The organism is Pseudomonas sp. FME51 (genome assembly GCF_014897305.1).
In genome coordinates this window covers 144,903-160,142 of record NZ_JABUYN010000003.1, presented here as the reverse complement: position 1 = coordinate 160,142, position 15,240 = coordinate 144,903, and the positions used below count along the sequence as shown (strand labels likewise).

The 15,240-nt window shown below is 55.8% G+C and carries 17 protein-coding genes and 1 tRNA gene; 6 read left to right on the top strand and 12 right to left on the bottom strand.

Going from position 1 to position 15,240, the window contains the following annotated elements; all coding sequences use genetic code 11:
* Positions 1 to 36: 36 nt before the first annotated feature.
* From INT39_RS07305 to INT39_RS07270, 8 genes are all read right to left on the bottom strand, one after another.
* On the bottom strand, positions 37 to 636 hold the full coding sequence (locus INT39_RS07305; protein ID WP_193073308.1) for a hypothetical protein: 600 nt from the start codon (positions 634 to 636) through the stop codon (positions 37 to 39).
* A gap of 1 nt (position 637) precedes the next feature.
* A complete protein-coding gene (locus tag INT39_RS07300) occupies positions 638 to 997 on the bottom strand; it encodes a hypothetical protein (protein WP_193073307.1) in 360 nt (119 codons plus the stop codon).
* Positions 994 to 2,727, bottom strand: coding sequence for a DUF3987 domain-containing protein (locus INT39_RS07295; protein WP_193073306.1), 1,734 nt, complete (start codon positions 2,725 to 2,727; stop codon positions 994 to 996). Before INT39_RS07295 ends, INT39_RS07300 begins: the two co-directional genes overlap by 4 nt.
* Positions 2,724 to 3,632, bottom strand: coding sequence for a PriCT-2 domain-containing protein (locus tag INT39_RS07290; RefSeq protein ID WP_193073305.1), 909 nt, complete (start codon positions 3,630 to 3,632; stop codon positions 2,724 to 2,726). The genes INT39_RS07295 and INT39_RS07290 overlap by 4 nt, the downstream gene beginning before the upstream one ends.
* The gene (locus INT39_RS07285; protein ID WP_193073304.1) at positions 3,629 to 3,790 is read right to left on the bottom strand and encodes a hypothetical protein; all 162 of its coding nucleotides are present in this window, start codon (positions 3,788 to 3,790) and stop codon (positions 3,629 to 3,631) included. The genes INT39_RS07290 and INT39_RS07285 overlap by 4 nt, the downstream gene beginning before the upstream one ends.
* 1 nt (position 3,791) lies before the next feature.
* Positions 3,792 to 4,016: a DNA-binding protein gene (locus tag INT39_RS07280; RefSeq protein ID WP_193073303.1), complete on the bottom strand. Its 225-nt coding sequence runs from the start codon at positions 4,014 to 4,016 to the stop codon at positions 3,792 to 3,794.
* Between the two features lie 103 nt (positions 4,017 to 4,119).
* A complete protein-coding gene (locus INT39_RS07275; protein ID WP_193073302.1) occupies positions 4,120 to 4,947 on the bottom strand; it encodes a hypothetical protein in 828 nt (275 codons plus the stop codon).
* 97 nt (positions 4,948 to 5,044) lie between these two features.
* Positions 5,045 to 6,361, bottom strand: coding sequence for a tyrosine-type recombinase/integrase (locus tag INT39_RS07270; RefSeq protein WP_193073301.1), 1,317 nt, complete (start codon positions 6,359 to 6,361; stop codon positions 5,045 to 5,047).
* Between the two features lie 471 nt (positions 6,362 to 6,832).
* Between INT39_RS07270 and INT39_RS07265 the strand changes: the two genes are divergently transcribed.
* The 6 genes from INT39_RS07265 to INT39_RS07240 all read left to right on the top strand — a co-directional run bounded on the left by INT39_RS07265 (position 6,833) and on the right by INT39_RS07240 (position 11,430).
* A complete protein-coding gene (locus INT39_RS07265; protein ID WP_193073300.1) occupies positions 6,833 to 7,615 on the top strand; it encodes an ABC transporter ATP-binding protein in 783 nt (260 codons plus the stop codon).
* Positions 7,612 to 8,364 carry an ABC transporter substrate-binding protein gene (locus INT39_RS07260; protein ID WP_193073299.1) on the top strand — a complete coding sequence of 251 codons (753 nt, stop codon included), beginning with the start codon at positions 7,612 to 7,614 and terminating at the stop codon, positions 8,362 to 8,364. Before INT39_RS07265 ends, INT39_RS07260 begins: the two co-directional genes overlap by 4 nt.
* 55 nt (positions 8,365 to 8,419) lie before the next feature.
* A complete protein-coding gene (locus INT39_RS07255; RefSeq protein WP_193073298.1) occupies positions 8,420 to 9,112 on the top strand; it encodes an ABC transporter permease in 693 nt (230 codons plus the stop codon).
* A 20-nt stretch (positions 9,113 to 9,132) separates the two neighbouring features.
* On the top strand, positions 9,133 to 9,810 hold the full coding sequence (locus INT39_RS07250) for an ABC transporter permease (RefSeq protein ID WP_193073449.1): 678 nt from the start codon (positions 9,133 to 9,135) through the stop codon (positions 9,808 to 9,810).
* Positions 9,791 to 11,038 carry a methyltransferase gene (locus INT39_RS07245; RefSeq protein ID WP_193073297.1) on the top strand — a complete coding sequence of 416 codons (1,248 nt, stop codon included), beginning with the start codon at positions 9,791 to 9,793 and terminating at the stop codon, positions 11,036 to 11,038. The genes INT39_RS07250 and INT39_RS07245 overlap by 20 nt, the downstream gene beginning before the upstream one ends.
* Before the next feature lie 316 nt (positions 11,039 to 11,354).
* Positions 11,355 to 11,430 (top strand) — tRNA-Thr (locus tag INT39_RS07240).
* 54 nt (positions 11,431 to 11,484) lie between these two features.
* Here the strand turns inward: INT39_RS07240 and INT39_RS07235 are convergent.
* The 4 genes from INT39_RS07235 to INT39_RS07220 are packed head-to-tail and all read right to left on the bottom strand — an operon-like array spanning position 11,485 to position 15,005.
* Positions 11,485 to 12,093: a membrane integrity-associated transporter subunit PqiC gene (locus INT39_RS07235; protein ID WP_193073296.1), complete on the bottom strand. Its 609-nt coding sequence runs from the start codon at positions 12,091 to 12,093 to the stop codon at positions 11,485 to 11,487.
* Positions 12,090 to 13,772: an intermembrane transport protein PqiB gene (locus INT39_RS07230; RefSeq protein ID WP_193073295.1), complete on the bottom strand. Its 1,683-nt coding sequence runs from the start codon at positions 13,770 to 13,772 to the stop codon at positions 12,090 to 12,092. Before INT39_RS07230 ends, INT39_RS07235 begins: the two co-directional genes overlap by 4 nt.
* On the bottom strand, positions 13,762 to 14,379 hold the full coding sequence (locus INT39_RS07225) for a paraquat-inducible protein A (protein ID WP_193073294.1): 618 nt from the start codon (positions 14,377 to 14,379) through the stop codon (positions 13,762 to 13,764). Before INT39_RS07225 ends, INT39_RS07230 begins: the two co-directional genes overlap by 11 nt.
* Positions 14,376 to 15,005, bottom strand: coding sequence for a paraquat-inducible protein A (locus INT39_RS07220; RefSeq protein ID WP_193073448.1), 630 nt, complete (start codon positions 15,003 to 15,005; stop codon positions 14,376 to 14,378). Before INT39_RS07220 ends, INT39_RS07225 begins: the two co-directional genes overlap by 4 nt.
* Between the last annotated feature and the right edge of the window lie 235 nt (positions 15,006 to 15,240).

Below are 15,240 nucleotides of genomic sequence, written 5' to 3'. Positions count from 1 at the left end.
TTATAGGCATTGCGTGAAGCCAAAACTTTGCCCTCTTCACTGGTCGGTCCTGTGCTTTTTGCCCACGGTTGCCATTGCCGGATTAGCTCTGCCTGTCTTGCCCGCCGCTCGGGTGTCCAACCGTTCGTCATGTTGCGTCTCCAATAGTTCGTTTGGCGCTTTTTGTTTTTTCCGCGTGCGCCCGGGCGCGGTGGTATTGCTGTTGTTAACTTGTACTTGATTACCAATATTCGCCTGCCCCACAAAGGCAACATGCTTAGGCGATTTAATTTCACCCAGCGTCTGTAGGGTTGCACGGGATTGCGCCTGCGCCTTAAGCGCCAGCTTCATGTAACGTTCAAGTTTTGCCAAATCAGTGCTGCTCAGAGCCTGGGTTGATAAATGAGCAAACAGGCCATCCAACGTATGAGCCTGCGCAGTAAGCATACTCTCGGCCCGTGACATGTCATTGTCATGGATAGCTGCAGACTGCTGTTTCAACTCGGCTACCATCTCCGTCATTTGTGCGGTGCCAAGATCTCTGCTCATGGATATTACGGCTGCGCTCAGGCATTCCGGACTGGTTACTGTGCGAGCCATAGCTTGCTCTTCAGTTTCCGCTTTCCGCACCTGAACGTTCGAGTAGCGCTTGGCCATTTCACTCTCCAAAATCTGCTGCCTTCTTTCGTGGCTGGTACTGCTCTGGCTCACCCCAGCTGTATATGAGCTCGGCGGTGTGGCGCGGCTCCGTGTGCCATAACTCCCGTACATCCACAGGCTCTAATAACGTGCTTTGCAGCAGGCACTCTGGCGTTGACTGCAGGAGGTGCGCTACACGCTCTAGCCACAACGATTGCATGCCTTCTAGTTCATCCAACACATCTACCTTGTGAGTGCGTATAAGCTCCAGGATATGAGTAGCTGGCCTCTCCTTAGCAATCAGCTCAACTTGTCCGTCTTTGGCAGCCAGATGAACCCCGGCCGCCGTTGCTTTTTCGATAACGATTACAGGAGTCATAACGTCATACTCCCTGTCCAATCATCCTCACTCGCCGAAATCGTTGCGACATTTGCGACAACTGCGACACTCTTATGCAGGCGCTTATCTATGCGGCTTTGCGGGCATTTAGTGTTTGCGACGGTGCTGCGACACGCTGCGACATTCTCCTGTTTTTTAGCGCCAATACCGGTTTTGTCGCAATGAGTCGCACTGGTGTCGCAGTTCAGGAAATCGCTGTAATCCGCACCAATCCTTGCTTTGTCTGCATCTGTCGCCGCTGTCGCACCTGTCGCAGGGGATTCTAGTAATAAAGGGTTTAATCGGTAGGCGCTGTCGTCGCCAGTCAGTAGATGCTTTTTTTCTAATAGGAAGGTAATTGCCTGATCGCGCTTGTCAGCCTTGCGCAAAGGGGAATACCCTGAACGACTCCACTCTCTGCCAGTGAACACCATCCACTCAGTTTTACCATCCTGAACTTCTTTAACCAGCCACCCCGACATATCGATAGCAGCTTGCGTCTTTGCATCAACGCGAGTTGCACATGCGTAGCGGTGCCATTCCTCAAGACTGTGTTGTGCAAGCGCAACAGCTCCTGCCATAGCCACATCATCAATATGGTTTTTGCCTTCAAAGTGAGCCAATACAGCAGACAGGCGTAAAGCAATTTGAGCTGCTCGGCTGGCGAATGGTTGTAACTGTGAGTAGCGACCAAAGGCTTCTTTGCTTTGTCTACCCTCGGTGGTTTCCCAAAACTCTCGCCAGAGACCTTGTGCTCCTGGTGTCGGCCCCAGAACAGGCGCACTAACTTCAGATGGGTTATCTACGCCTAACTCCATCGGGCTCTGTAAAATGCTCCCCATCCGATCCCAAAGGGCTTGTATGCGCGGGTCATCACCGTGCCAGCCATCCACCAACACCCTGGTGCCAACACGTGATTCTGGTGCGGTAAATAAGAAGCGCGGCAAGAAACCTTGCCCTTTCATAACATCATCATTCAGCACATTACGAATGGATATTTCTTGCGCCATTAAGTCCAAGGTAAAGCGCCGATGGTACACCCTGCCGGAAGCATCCAAATTACTCAGCGCCCTAATTCGCTCACAGTAACCACTATCCCAAAGCTGCGTCATACTGCCCAGAACAGCAACAAAGTTGTCCGCCTTCATGCTGTGCCCACTGAGCATCTGTCCGCCTTCATCTGTACCCCAAAACAAAGCCGGTATGCCTTCAACCAGCAAACTGGACACTCTTGAGAACGATGCGTCACTGCCTATGATAGTTCGATTGTCCTTCGGTACCTGGTGTGATGCTTCATAAGCTTTCAGCTCCTTACCAGACAAGCCCTCCCTGCCTTGCTTGTACTCCTCCAATTCCTGCTCATACTCATCGCTGCGCTTCTTTTCCGCTTCATTGATTGGCGCAAACGCAATATCACGAGTGAATGACTTGCCTTCACCAGAATTACCTAGAGACAACATAAACAAGGAGCATGGCTGTCCCTTATTACTGGCGCGAGAGTGTGCGTTTACGCGAGTCTGCGCAAGGTACGCCGCCGCCCCCAGGATGGACTGTCCAGCTAAAGCTAGTGGCGCCTGAGCATAGTGTGCGCTTGCCTTAATAGCATCGCGCATCAACGGAGGAAGCGCCTCGACTGGATAGGGTGTCGCGGCCTCTAGTATGGCCGTCAACGGTTCAGGAACCACCTGTTCAACTTGGCCTGTTGGTTGCAGCTTATCGAGAACGCTCATTGGGTCGCCTCCTGCTCCATCAGGTAGTAATCATTCCAGTCAGTCCCATAATGTCCGACTGGAAACTCTGGAATCATTACCTCAGCCCCGATTGCCATTGCAGCTTCACGGGCGGCTTTTTGCCCTTTGTGGTTACGGTCATTGTCACCACAAATGACGATATGCGTCGCTGGGTGCTCTTTTCGAGCTAACAATGCGACATTCATTAGGTTATCGGCACTCATTGCGCACAAGACAAAAGATTCGGTCACCTGGCGGATAGTTGCCCCAGTTGAAAACCCTTCGCAAAGGTAAATTACCTTCCCTGGCTGCCCAATAGGAAAGTACGCACCAGCTGATTGACCACCTTTCAAGAATCGTTTAGTCCCATCCGGCTGTATGAACTGCAGGTTTACAATTAAGCCTCCTGAAAAAAGTGGCACGACAAGAGCGTCACGGAGCTGACGCGAATCAAACGCTGGAATTCTTTTACGTAGCAGATGATTATGTTGGGGATTCGCTAATGGCAATTTAGGGAATAAGTATTGGGCCTTTACAGCCGCTTTGGTATTCACAGCTTTACGCTCAGCTTCGGCTTGTTGCTGCTTGACCTGCCGCTCCAAGGCTCTTGCAGCATACTCATCTGAACATGGTCTAGTGAACTCAGTGGAGCCCTGCCAGCCGTTTCTCCTAGCGCGATAGTACAAACTTGCAATGGTGAACCCGCCCGTTAGTTTGCAGCTTTTCCAAACAGCGCGCGCATCGCGAGCATTGTAAGTTGCACCCTGCTGACTCCACTCATCCCAAACATTAAAAGCGGCATCTCCGAACTCTGATTTAAGCATCATGGCCGCCTCATACCATTCCTGACGGTCGTGGGAGTTTAAATACTGCAAGCCACTTTCTGCCACTACCAAGTTAGTCATAGCGGCACCGCCTTGGAGGCACGCGCCACCAGAATAAAAAAGGACGGTACAATCCAAGCTAAAAAAACGAGCCAAGTTGCTTTATAATTGAGCAGCTGTAGTAGGGTATGAAGAGCCACTTTTCTTGATCGGAGGGTGGCATTTCTTTTATCTGTCATATCAAGCCACCTCTCCACTCAGCACGCGCTTAATATCCGCCACCAGCCAGGCTAAGCGACCATTGATACGAGCCGGGCGAATCGGTCCATTCTCCTTGCAGGCCCAAATATGCAAAGTCTGCATTTTACGGTTCAGGTGGTACGCTGCTTCACGTGTGGGTAGTGCTATGCGGGTTTCTTGGTCTAGGGACAGAATAACTACTGGCGTGGTGTTTTGCTGTTGCATGGTTTAACCCCCTTGGTGTTGATTGATGGGGGGTATGCTGGTCGGTCACCTCATAAACCGCATTGCAATTACAAAAGCCCGCCTTGCAATTGCAATTCTAAAGTCACGATTTTCGCGTGTCCGCGAGCGTTTTTTTAGCTTCCGACAAAAGTCCGTTTATTGTGCGCTCAGACAAAAGCTTTGAGTTCTCGCCATCCAGCAGGTCACTAACATACCGAGCTTGATTACTATTACCCTGGTTTTTTCGATACACCTCAAGAGCGCGGGCAATAATTATAAGAGCACTTTTTTGTGGGTCTTTGTCCACTTTTTGGCGGTCATATTTATTTATTTTTTCTTTTAACTGCATGTTTTCAGCAATTAAATCAACCGTCGCGTCTTCGTCCATACTGGCAGCTTTTAGTTTTGCTTCCTCAAGGTCAACTGGGCTGCGCACGCGGCTATAAAAATCCCTCACAACTTCAGCGAGCCGGTTATCGAGATGCGCGATGGAGTCGTAAAATACCTCTCCGGCGCCACGGCCAAATTGAGACAAAAATGCTTCTATTTCCTCTCTTCGCAAAAAAGTACGGTCTAAGTCCAGTTTGCAGTCAGGAAAGCTGCGCCTGATTTGTTCTGGCTTGATGTGACCTTGCTCAATACTAACCTGTAATGCTTCCAGGTATTTATCGGCCTCTTGCTGCCACCAAACACAAGGCAGCTTAATAGTGTCATATAGGTAAGGGCTAGGAACGCTTGCTCTACTAGCATCCGATCCGCTCCCTTTAAACTCCATCATACGTTCCCAGTCTTCATCCTGCTTTTTGCTACAATCACGTGTTTCATACACAACTTGTTCTTCAATAGAGTCCCAAGCAAGCCAGATGGCAGCAAGCCGTACACTAATCACGCTTTCCAACGTATCGCAATTGCTAACAAATAATCCATTCACTGATGCATCTCCCAAGGTGGCTCCCAAATAGAGGGCAATGGCCAGACGGTTGGGTGACCGCTTTTCGCCCCGTCGAGCTAGGCCATTGCTTAACTGGTTATGAGTTGTTTGTGACCACTCGCAGCCCGCCAGGCTGCTGTGCTATGTCGTGCTCTATACCCGCATGCTCGAGAACCCATGCCTCGAATCGCTCGTGATGCAAGCGCAACAAATCCAGCGGGCGAACCCGGTAGTGCTTCTCAGCGGTTGCGCTTGGCTTGTGTCCCTGTATCTGAGCAATAATCCCCATGGGCATGGTTTCCAGCCACTCACTGAGGCTGCCAAATGAACGCCTAAGGCCGTGCAGACTTAGCCCATCTACATTCGCTACGCGGGCAACGTCTCCCATGCGGTGTCGTGGTGGGTTAATTGGCTGATCCTTAGTATCGCTGGAAAAAACCCACTCATTCCGACGGGGCAAGCCTGCCAGCAGGTGCCAAACATAGGGGGGCATAGGTATTGTTCGTGTGCCGTCTTCGCCGCCTTTGGATTCGTCCTTGTCGCGTATGGTTATGCTCCGCCACCGCTCGCTAATATCCTCCCACTTGAGCGCCAGCAGTTCGCCGGGCCTTGCGCCAGTCAATAGTAGAGTCTGTATATAAGCGCTAATGGTCGGACTGCTCAGCCCTTGGGCGGCTGCAAAGAACGCCGGTAGCTGCTCCTTGAGTAGTACATCCTGCTTTGCCTTGGGGGTGCCTAACGACTCACGGGTCGCCTTTGTGCTTGCCGGATTGCCGTGCAGTAGCGCCCTGTATTCCGGTCGGCTACCACACCACGCCAGAAAGGCTTTGAAAAGCCTCCACCCTAGCCGGGCGGAGGTTGGGCGGGACTGGCCTTCATCCTCTGCCCATTGTTCAATTACTTCGGGAGTCAGTTCGGCTAATCGTTTGTCCATGAAATAATAGAGCGGGCCGGCCTTGGTTGGCTTGCCAGCCTTGGTGATGCCCGGCGGCCGGATCTGCTTAACGTGATCTCGTTTATGGTACTCCCCCCACTTCGATGCGCGGGCCGCTCTATAAACCTGCCACGCTTCAGCCACTGTAACGGCTTCAGCTGCCTGCTTTTCTTTGACGGCTTTAGCTTTGGCCAGAGTCTCCCGCTTTTTTTCGCGTGGATCGGTACCTTCATCAATTAGCCGCTGCAATTCCCGCGCTTTGGCCTGGGCATCAGTGATAGACCATGCCTCGGGACTGCCTATGGTGATGCGGAGTGTTTTGCCTTGGTAAACGCTCTGGAATACATAAGCTGGCTTGCCGCTGGGCGTTGTGCGTAAGCCTAGCCCTGGCGCTGTGGTATCCCATAAGAACGCCTGCCTTTTATCGGTTGGACAAGCGAACTCCCTAACGCGCTTTGCTGTAAAAGATACTTTAGCCATGCTGTGCCCTCGATTCTTACATCGCCAAGTATGTAACGGCAGATGTAAGAGAAAAACCCAAAAATTAAACAATCTCAATCAATGCCTGACCTGTGGATTAATGGCATTAGCCATTGATTTTAATGGATTCTATCAAGGATATTCAATTACGGCAAAGCATTACTGAAGAGGATTGAAAATCCCCGTGTCGGCGGTTCGATTCCGTCCCCGGGCACCACTATTCAAAGCCCGCTGGCTTACCCCAGCGGGCTTTTTTATTGGCGTGTTGTGGTTGACCGGTCAGTCAGTGGTCTCTCCAGGCACCGCCCATGTCAGCGACCATGCAGATTCTCGTGCCTGGCGCCGACTCATCTATCGCGTGGCAAGATCGAATAAAGTCGGTGGCTTTGGTCGGCTCAGCATAACGGATTGTTGGTCGAACCCAGCGGCTGTGCTAGTTTTGCCGAATTGCTTCAAAATGGATAACGACACGTGACACCCCCTGCTCTCGAAGTGCGTAACCTGCACAAGCGCTATGGCGACCTTGAAGTACTCAAGGGTGTTGATCTGCTCGCCCGCGATGGCGACGTGATTTCCATCCTTGGTTCTTCCGGCTCCGGTAAAAGCACTCTGCTGCGCTGCATCAATCTGCTGGAGAATCCCCACAAGGGCCAGATTCTGGTGGCCGGTGAGGAGCTCAAGCTCAAGCCCGGCCGCGATGGTGCGCTGGTGGCGGCTGACAGCAAGCAGATCAACCGCCTGCGTGCCCGGGTCGGCTTCGTTTTCCAGAGCTTCAATCTGTGGCCGCATATGAGTATCCTCGACAACATCATCGAGGCGCCGCGCCGCGTATTGGGGCAGTCCAAGGTTGATGCCATTGCTGCCGCCGAGGTGTTTCTGGAAAAGGTCGGCATCGCTGACAAGCGGCATTCCTTTCCGGCGCAGCTGTCAGGCGGTCAGCAGCAGCGTGCGGCGATTGCCCGTACCCTGGCGATGCAGCCGCAGGTCATTCTGTTCGACGAGCCCACATCGGCACTGGACCCGGAGATGGTTCAGGAGGTGTTGATGGTGATTCGGGCGCTGGCTGACGAAGGACGTACTATGCTGTTGGTTACCCATGAAATGGGCTTTGCCCGTCAGGTTTCCAGTCAGGTGGTATTCCTGCATCAAGGGCAGGTAGAAGAGATCGGCACGCCGGATCAGGTCTTTGACGATCCAAAATCCGAGCGCTGCAAGCAGTTCATGTCCAGCCATAAGAAGGAGCAGTATCGATGAAAAGCTACAAGGCAGTTCTCCTGGCGGCACTGGCCGCCGTGTTGCTCGGCGGTCAGGCAATAGCAGCGGAAAAGCTGCGTATCGGCACCGAAGGCGCTTATCCTCCCTTCAATGAAATCAACAATACCGGCACGGCAGTAGGCTTTGACCTGGATATCGCCCACGCCCTGTGCGAGAAGATGGGAGCCGAATGCAGCGTTGTGACCTCCGACTGGGATGGCATCATTCCCGCTCTGAACACGCGCCGCTTCGATTTCCTGGTGGCTTCCATGTCGATCACCGAAGAGCGTCAGCGGGCGGTGGATTTCACCAATCCCTATTACACCAACAAGCTGCAGTTCGTAGCACCGAAGAAAAGTGACTTCGAGGCGGACAAGGATTATCTGAAGGGCAAGACCATCGGTGCCCAGCGGGCAACCATCGCCGGTCAATGGCTGGAAGAGAACCTGGGAGATCTGGTCAGTATCCGCCTGTACGACACTCAGGAGAACGCCTACCTCGACATGGCCTCCGGCCGTATCGATGGGGTGCTGGCTGACGTCTTCGTGCAATACGAGTGGCTGCAGAGCGATGCCGGTGCCGACTTCGAGTTCAAGGGCGAGCCGGTGTTCGATGACGACAAGATCGGTATTGCAGTGCGCAAGGGTGACCCGCTGCGCGAACGTCTGAACGAGGCCCTGCAGGCCATCGTCGATGACGGCACCTACGAGAAGATCAACGCCAAGTACTTTCCCTTCAGCATTTACTGATGGCTGACCGGGCCCTGCGGGGCTCGGTCGCGCTTACCAACAGACCCTGACACTCATGTTCGATTTGCACGGATTTGGTCCAGCCCTGATTGAAGGGACCTGGATGACCATACGTTTGTCTCTCGCCTCGGTGGCGTTGGGGCTGCTGCTTGGCCTGCTCGGTGCAAGCGCGAAGATCTCCAACAGCGCTGCGTTGCGCGGTGTCGGTGGCTTCTATACCTCTGTGGTGCGCGGCGTTCCCGAAACGCTCTGGGTGTTGATGGCCTATTACGGCACCACCTCGATCATGAACTGGCTGGGCAGCCACTTCGGCAACCCTTATCTCACTCTCAGCCCCTTCGCTGCGGGCACCATCGCTCTGGCGTTGTGTTTCGGCGCCTACGCCACGGAAGTGTTTCGCGGCGCGCTGCTGTCGATTCCCCCGGGGCAACGTGAGGCCGGATTGGCGCTGGGCATGTCGCGGTTGCGCATCTTCTGGCGCATCACCATGCCGCAATTGTGGCGTGTTGCTCTGCCGGGGCTGGGCAACCTTTATCTGATTCTGCTCAAGGATACCGCCTTGGTATCGCTGATCTCTCTCGAAGAGATCATGCGCAAGGCACAGGTCGGGGCCAATGCCACCAAGGAACCCTTCACCTTCTACTTCATGGCGGCACTGATCTATCTGGGTCTGACAGTCATCATCATGGCTGCGCTGCACTGGTTCGAGTATCGGGCCAATCGGGGCTACGCGAGGACTGAACTGTGACCTGGGCCGAACGTTGGGAAATGATCGTACGTTGGGCGCCAATGCTCTGGGATGGCACTCTGGTAACCTTGCAGCTGGTCGGCATTGCCGTCCTGGCCGGGCTGTTCTTCGCCATCCCCTTAGGGCTGGGTCGCGCCTCCAAGCACTGGTACATCCGCGCGCTACCCTACAGCTATATCTTCTTCTTCCGCGGCACTCCGTTGCTGCTGCAGCTGTTCCTGGTCTATTACGGGCTGTCGCAGTTTGACGTCGTGCGTGACAGTATGTTCTGGCCCTACCTGCGGGAACCCTATTGGTGTGCACTGCTCACCATGACCCTGCACACCGCCGCCTACATTGCCGAGATCTTGCGCGGGGCAATCCAGGCTGTGCCGCCGGGTGAGGTCGAGGCAGCGCGGGCGCTGGGCATGTCTCGTCGCCAGACGCTGCAGCACATCATCCTGCCGCGGGCCATACGTATCGGTCTGCCAGCCTATGGCAACGAGGTCATCCTGATGCTCAAGGCCAGCGCGGTGGTGTATACCGTCACCTTGCTGGACATCATGGGTGTGGTGCGCACGCTGAACGCGCGGACCTACCAGTACGAGATGTTTTTCCTGATAGCCGGTCTGATCTATCTGGTGATCACCCTGTTGTTCACGCAGCTGTTCAAGCTGGTCGAACGCCGGCTGAAAGTGGATGCCAGTCGCAACCGCTGAAGCCGGCGCCGATTACGCTGCCCGCTTCAGTCAGCTGGACGCCTGGCTCCATGAGCATCAGGCGCTCTGGCAAGCCAAGCCCTTCACCACGCTGATGCTGCCCTGGGAAGCCGACATGCCTGAGTTGGCTGTCTGGCTGCGCTCGCGCACGCTGGAGCAGGCCGAAGCTGCACATAATCAACCCCAGCTGCTGGACGCGCCCGAGCCATTCGCAACGCTGGCTCGGCAATCGACTGCGCTGACGGGCCTGCCGGACCTGAGTGAAGCAGAGCAGGGCGAGCTGCCGGAACGGCTGACGCGGCACATTCCCGGGCGCAAGTGGCAGCAGGTCACGCACTTTGCAGCCAGCGCTGCCCGGCAGTGGCAGCAGCCCACTGAGCAGTGGCTGGACTGGTGCGCCGGCAAGGGGCATCTCGGTCGCCTGTTGGCCTGGCAGGGCGGTCAGCCATTGTTGTGTCTGGAACGGGATGCGGCACTCAATCGCGCCGGGGAATTGCTCGGCATTGAGGTGGGGATAAGCAGTCGGCATGTGGACGCCGATGTACTGAGCGAAGACACCTGGCGCTACCTGCAACCACAGCACAGCGTGGTTGCCCTGCACGCCTGTGGGCAACTGCACATGACCCTGTTGCAACAGGCCGCAGCCCATGGCTGTGCGCAGATAGCGATCTCGCCCTGCTGCTACAACCGCATAAGTACCCCGGATTACCAGCCGCTGTCGGCAACAGCCCGAAAGGCCAGGTTGAGACTGACCCGCGATGACCTCAGTCTGCCCATGCAGGAAAGCATCACCGCCGGCCAGCGCACCCGTCGTCAGCGTGACCAGTCCATGGCCTGGCGCCTGGCTTTTGATCTATGGCAGCGGGCCGCCCAGGGCACAGATGCTTATCTACCCACCCCATCCCGCCCGGAAAGTGCATTGCGTCAAGGTATCGCCAGCTTCTGCCGAGATTTGGCCGCGCACCACCAGCTGCAGTTGCGCGAGCCGGACAGCTGGGCTGATCTCGAACAGCAAGGCTGGCATCGGTTGGCCCAGGTGCGCAATCTGGAACTGCTGCGTGGCCTGTTCCGTCGCCCCCTGGAAATCTGGCTGCTGCTGGACCGCGCGCTCTATCTTCAGGAGGCGGGCTATCAGGTACGCCTCGGACAGTTCTGTGAACAACAGCTCACGCCGCGCAATCTGTTGTTGGTTGCAGAAAAGAGCACACAGATCGCCCCCACGCTGTAAACCGGTTGCACACAGACTTATCCACAGATTTTGATAATCCACAGTTATCCCCGACCGCTGTGCATAAACATGTTGATGACCCCTTGGTAACCCGTCGGGAGCCTTGCACGGCGCGGCCTGCAGACTTCGGTACAAAAAATGATCAGCGTGGATAACCTTGGTGGAACAAGGGCTTATGCAGGTAATGTCAAGTGATGGAAGAGAAACAATGCACAAGTGAGTAAGCATCGAAATAGCGCATATTCCAAAATATTTATGCCCCACCCGCTGCGCAACGCTTTACAGATCGGCCCATCTCTATATAATGCCAGCCCATGCCGGTATAGCTCAGTTGGTAGAGCAACTGACTTGTAATCAGTAGGTCCCGAGTTCGACTCTTGGTGCCGGCACCACGAATAGAAAGGCCCGCAGAAATGCGGGCCTTTTTTCGTTTCTGGGAGATGTCGTTACGGACAAGTCACCCTGTTATTTTCAACCAGCTGCCGAGCAGCCCCGGCAATCTCCTCTGCCAATTTCCCGATCGAGCGTTGGTGAGCCTGCACCAGGCTAGCAACCTCGGTGGTGGCCGGCTCGTTGATTCGGCTTGCGCAGGTCAGGGCATGATGTTTCTGACTGTTCTTGAGTTCCAGACTCCAGACCACATCCAAGGCGGTATGACTGCCTGGCAAGGAGTCGAAGCGGCGCACATCGGTGCGTACGCTCACTACAGGCTGTCCCGGATTGCCCGGCAGGCCAGCCAGGTCGCGAACGCCCAGGCGGTGTTCCAGTGCGAAGGCCAGAGCGTCATGAAATTCATCTGCCGGTGGCGAGGCCCAGAGCGCGGTTTCCAGGATGGTCAGCTGTCCATCATTTTCGCGTACGATCAGGCTGGGCTGGTCGACCTGCATGGGGATGCGCACCGGCATAAGCTGCAGTTGAAAGTCAGCCATCTGGCCACTGGCAGGGGCATCAGCCGGCTGCGTCGGGATGAGGGTGTGGTATCGCATGGGTGTTGAGCTGCAGGCGCTCAGCACCAGCAGGCTACTCAGGACCAGTAGATAGGGGCGCAGGATCATTCTTGAGGCTCCATATTGAGTTCGCGTGAGGTGGTGCCGCCCTTGAAGCTGGCTGGCGACTCGGCGTTGCCACGCCCGCGGATAAGGGATTCAGGGTGACGGCTCAGGTAGTCCGTTAGAACCCGCACGGAGCGCACTGCACGCTGTGCTTCCTCCAGGGTATCGCCCATTTGTTGGCGCTGAGGGGATCCGTCGGCCATCGCCTGATTAGCTGACTGCAGCGTCTGCTCCGAACGTTCCAGTGTGCTCTGCAGCTGCGGCAGTACGCCGTTGTTGACCTGCGCCAGCGTCTTGCGCAGCTCACTCAGACTACCGTCAATATTGTTCGCCATCGATTCGAAGGGCACTTTGCTGAGCTTGTCCACCACGGCCTGCAACTGTTCCTGGAGCTTGTCGAAGCTGCCGGGAATGGTGGGAATCACCAGCGGCCGGGCATGGGGATCGAACACCACATCGGCGGCGCGGCTGTCAAAATCCAGGGAGATGTACAGCTGGCCGGTCAGCAGATTGCCGGTCCGAGCCTGCGCTCGCAGACCGTTCTCGACAAACGAGCGGATCAGGTGCGCGCTGCGTTCTTCATCGTTACCTTCGACCAGCGCGAGTAGTTTTTCATTCGCAGTGCCCAGGCGGTTGGGATAGATGAGGGCGCCCACCACCACCGGGAAACTCTTTCTCTGCTCATCATAATCAAGATTGACTGATACCACGCGGCCGATGGGCACGCCGAGAAACTCCACGGGCGCATCGATGTTCAGGCCGCGCAGGGTCTGGTCGAAACGCATCTGTACGAAGCGTGCCGGCCCGTCGTCGGGGGCCATGGCTTGGGCCATATCGTTGAATAGCGCAAATTCGCTTTCCTCGATGGCGGGCTCGATGTTCGTGCTGTAACCGGGGGCGCGAAAGGCTATCCCGCCTGCAAGGATCGACGACAGCGACTGGGTGTTGACCTTGAAGCCATCGGCGGCGAGGGATACATCCACGCCGCTGGCGTTCCAGAAGCGCGTGTCCGCGGTAACGAAGTCATCATAGGGTGCATTGACGAATATCTGTACGGTCACGCCCTTGCCGTCCTCGCTCAGGGCGTAGGAAATCACCTGTCCGACAGGAATGCGGCGGTAATACACGGGTGAGCCGATGCCCAGCGAGCCGAGATCACTGGTACGCAAGGTGAATTGCTTGCCTTCCACGCCGAATGTCACCGGTGGCGGAGCTTCCAGGCCGATGAACTCGCGGCGTGTTTCAGTGGCATCGCCCGGGTCTGCGCCGATGAATGACCCAGACAATAAAGTGTCGACACCCGAGACGCCGCTGGCGCCGATGCGCGGACGCACCACCCAGAACTGGGCATCTTCTCGGATGAAGGCTTCGGTGTTCTGATCCAGCTCGATGGTGGCGAGTACCCGCGTTCGATCCTCACTCAAGGTAATGCCGGTCACCCGGCCAATGACCACGTTCTTGTATTTGACCTGGGTCTTGTTGGCCTCCAGTCCCTCAGCCGTTAAAAAGCTGACAGTGATCTGTGGGCCAGCGGAGAGCCAGCTCTGGACCACCATGGACAGTCCCACCAGTGCTGCAACGATAGGCACCAGCCAGATGAGGGAAATACGCACACGGCTCTGTCTGATTTCCGGGTCGCCGGCAGCGGGTTGGGGGGCGTTGGGGTAGGTGTTATCTGACATCGTTTTTCTCTGCATCCCAAATCAATCGCGGATCGAAAGTCATTGAAGCCATCATCGTCAATACAACGACCAGGCCGAAGAACAGAATGCCCATGCGCGGCTCTATAGTGCTCAATGCACGGAACTGCACCAGTGCTGCCACGAGGGCAACCACCAGCACATCAAGCATCGACCAATAGCCGATGGTCTCGATAAAACGGTACAGCCGCGCACGTTCGCGCATCGCCCAGCGACTGCCGCGCTGCGCGGTAATCAGCAGCAACCCGAGTACGAAGAACTTGATGCAGGGTACCACCACGCTGGCAATGAAGATCAGCAGGGCGATATCCCATGAGCCGCCGCGCCAGAATTCGATGACACCACTCAATATGGTGCTCTCACTGCCGTGGCCGAACATGTCTGTATACATCACCGGCAGCAGGTTGGCCGGTAGATACAGAATCAGCGCGCCGACCAGCAGCGCCCAGGTGCGGCCTATGCTATTGGGTTTGCGTGGATGCAGTGCTGACCAGCAGCGAGGGCAATCCGCATCACTGAGCTGGCAGGTATGGCCGCAGTCATGACACAGCTGCAGCCCCAGTTCTGCAGCATAGTGAGGTTGGCTCATCGTGGCGTGACTCCTAGTTCGCCCCACAACTCACGCACATCCCGCCCGCCGATCAGAATGATCAGCACCGTCAGCATGGAAACGGCCCACAAGCCGATGCCGGGGTGTACCTGGAGCATGCCGGCCAGTTTGATGATGGCTACCAGAATGCCGAGTAAGCAGACCTCCAGCATGCTCCAGGGGCGCAAGCGCTCAAGGGTGCGCATGCATATGCGAAAACCCGGCGCCATACGCCCGTTACGGGCATAAACCAGCACCCAGGCGAGCAAGATGATCTGCAGGGCGGGTGCGAAGATAATACTGAGACCAGTGACGAGGGCAATCAGCGTGATCCGGCCCTGGGCCAGTGCTTCGACGGTGGACCATAACGTGACGTTGTTGCTCAGTCCTTGCATGCTGATGCCCATGATGGGGAAAGTATTGGCGAATATAAACAGAATGGCTGCTGCAACGGTCAAGGCCAGCAGCTGATCGGTGCTCAGGCGCCTGCCGCGCTCCAGCAGCGCGCCGCAACGGCGACAATGGGCTGTTTGCTTATGGGCTAGGGACGGGCGCTGGTATACCGAATCGCAATGCTCACAAATGACCAATTGCTGTTGGCTTGCCTCAGCCCCTGATATAGACATCTCATACCCTTTTTCATGGCGGTAAGTCCTGGCGTCGATCATTGCAAGGGCAATGGTTTGCGGGTAGGTTACCACTCGCCGAGTGCTGCGGTAGTTTACATGACGCTCCATCGAATATCGCCAGCAGACCCGCATTCGCAAATGATCTCAATCGTCCGCACGAAGATACTGTTTTTCATGACGGGACAACAGGTACCGCTAGTGGCGAATTTCAGGAAAACCTAATTGAGCGCGT

What these genes read in the sequence shown, in the direction of transcription:
- INT39_RS07260 (WP_193073299.1), top strand. Translation starts at nt 7,612, where the DNA reads ATGAAAAGCTACAAGGCAGTTCTCCTGGCGGCACTGGCCGCCGTGTTG.
- INT39_RS07305 (WP_193073308.1), bottom strand. Translation starts at nt 636, where the DNA reads ATGGCCAAGCGCTACTCGAACGTTCAGGTGCGGAAAGCGGAAACTGAA.
- INT39_RS07285 (WP_193073304.1), bottom strand. Translation starts at nt 3,790, where the DNA reads ATGACAGATAAAAGAAATGCCACCCTCCGATCAAGAAAAGTGGCTCTT.
- INT39_RS07250 (WP_193073449.1), top strand. Translation starts at nt 9,133, where the DNA reads ATGATCGTACGTTGGGCGCCAATGCTCTGGGATGGCACTCTGGTAACC.
- INT39_RS07230 (WP_193073295.1), bottom strand. Translation starts at nt 13,772, where the DNA reads ATGTCAGATAACACCTACCCCAACGCCCCCCAACCCGCTGCCGGCGAC.
- INT39_RS07220 (WP_193073448.1), bottom strand. Translation starts at nt 15,005, where the DNA reads ATGTCTATATCAGGGGCTGAGGCAAGCCAACAGCAATTGGTCATTTGT.
- INT39_RS07300 (WP_193073307.1), bottom strand. Translation starts at nt 997, where the DNA reads ATGACTCCTGTAATCGTTATCGAAAAAGCAACGGCGGCCGGGGTTCAT.
- INT39_RS07225 (WP_193073294.1), bottom strand. Translation starts at nt 14,379, where the DNA reads ATGAGCCAACCTCACTATGCTGCAGAACTGGGGCTGCAGCTGTGTCAT.
- INT39_RS07290 (WP_193073305.1), bottom strand. Translation starts at nt 3,632, where the DNA reads ATGACTAACTTGGTAGTGGCAGAAAGTGGCTTGCAGTATTTAAACTCC.
- INT39_RS07295 (WP_193073306.1), bottom strand. Translation starts at nt 2,727, where the DNA reads ATGAGCGTTCTCGATAAGCTGCAACCAACAGGCCAAGTTGAACAGGTG.
- INT39_RS07235 (WP_193073296.1), bottom strand. Translation starts at nt 12,093, where the DNA reads ATGATCCTGCGCCCCTATCTACTGGTCCTGAGTAGCCTGCTGGTGCTG.
- INT39_RS07255 (WP_193073298.1), top strand. Translation starts at nt 8,420, where the DNA reads ATGTTCGATTTGCACGGATTTGGTCCAGCCCTGATTGAAGGGACCTGG.
- INT39_RS07280 (WP_193073303.1), bottom strand. Translation starts at nt 4,016, where the DNA reads ATGCAACAGCAAAACACCACGCCAGTAGTTATTCTGTCCCTAGACCAA.
- INT39_RS07245 (WP_193073297.1), top strand. Translation starts at nt 9,791, where the DNA reads ATGCCAGTCGCAACCGCTGAAGCCGGCGCCGATTACGCTGCCCGCTTC.
- INT39_RS07270 (WP_193073301.1), bottom strand. Translation starts at nt 6,361, where the DNA reads ATGGCTAAAGTATCTTTTACAGCAAAGCGCGTTAGGGAGTTCGCTTGT.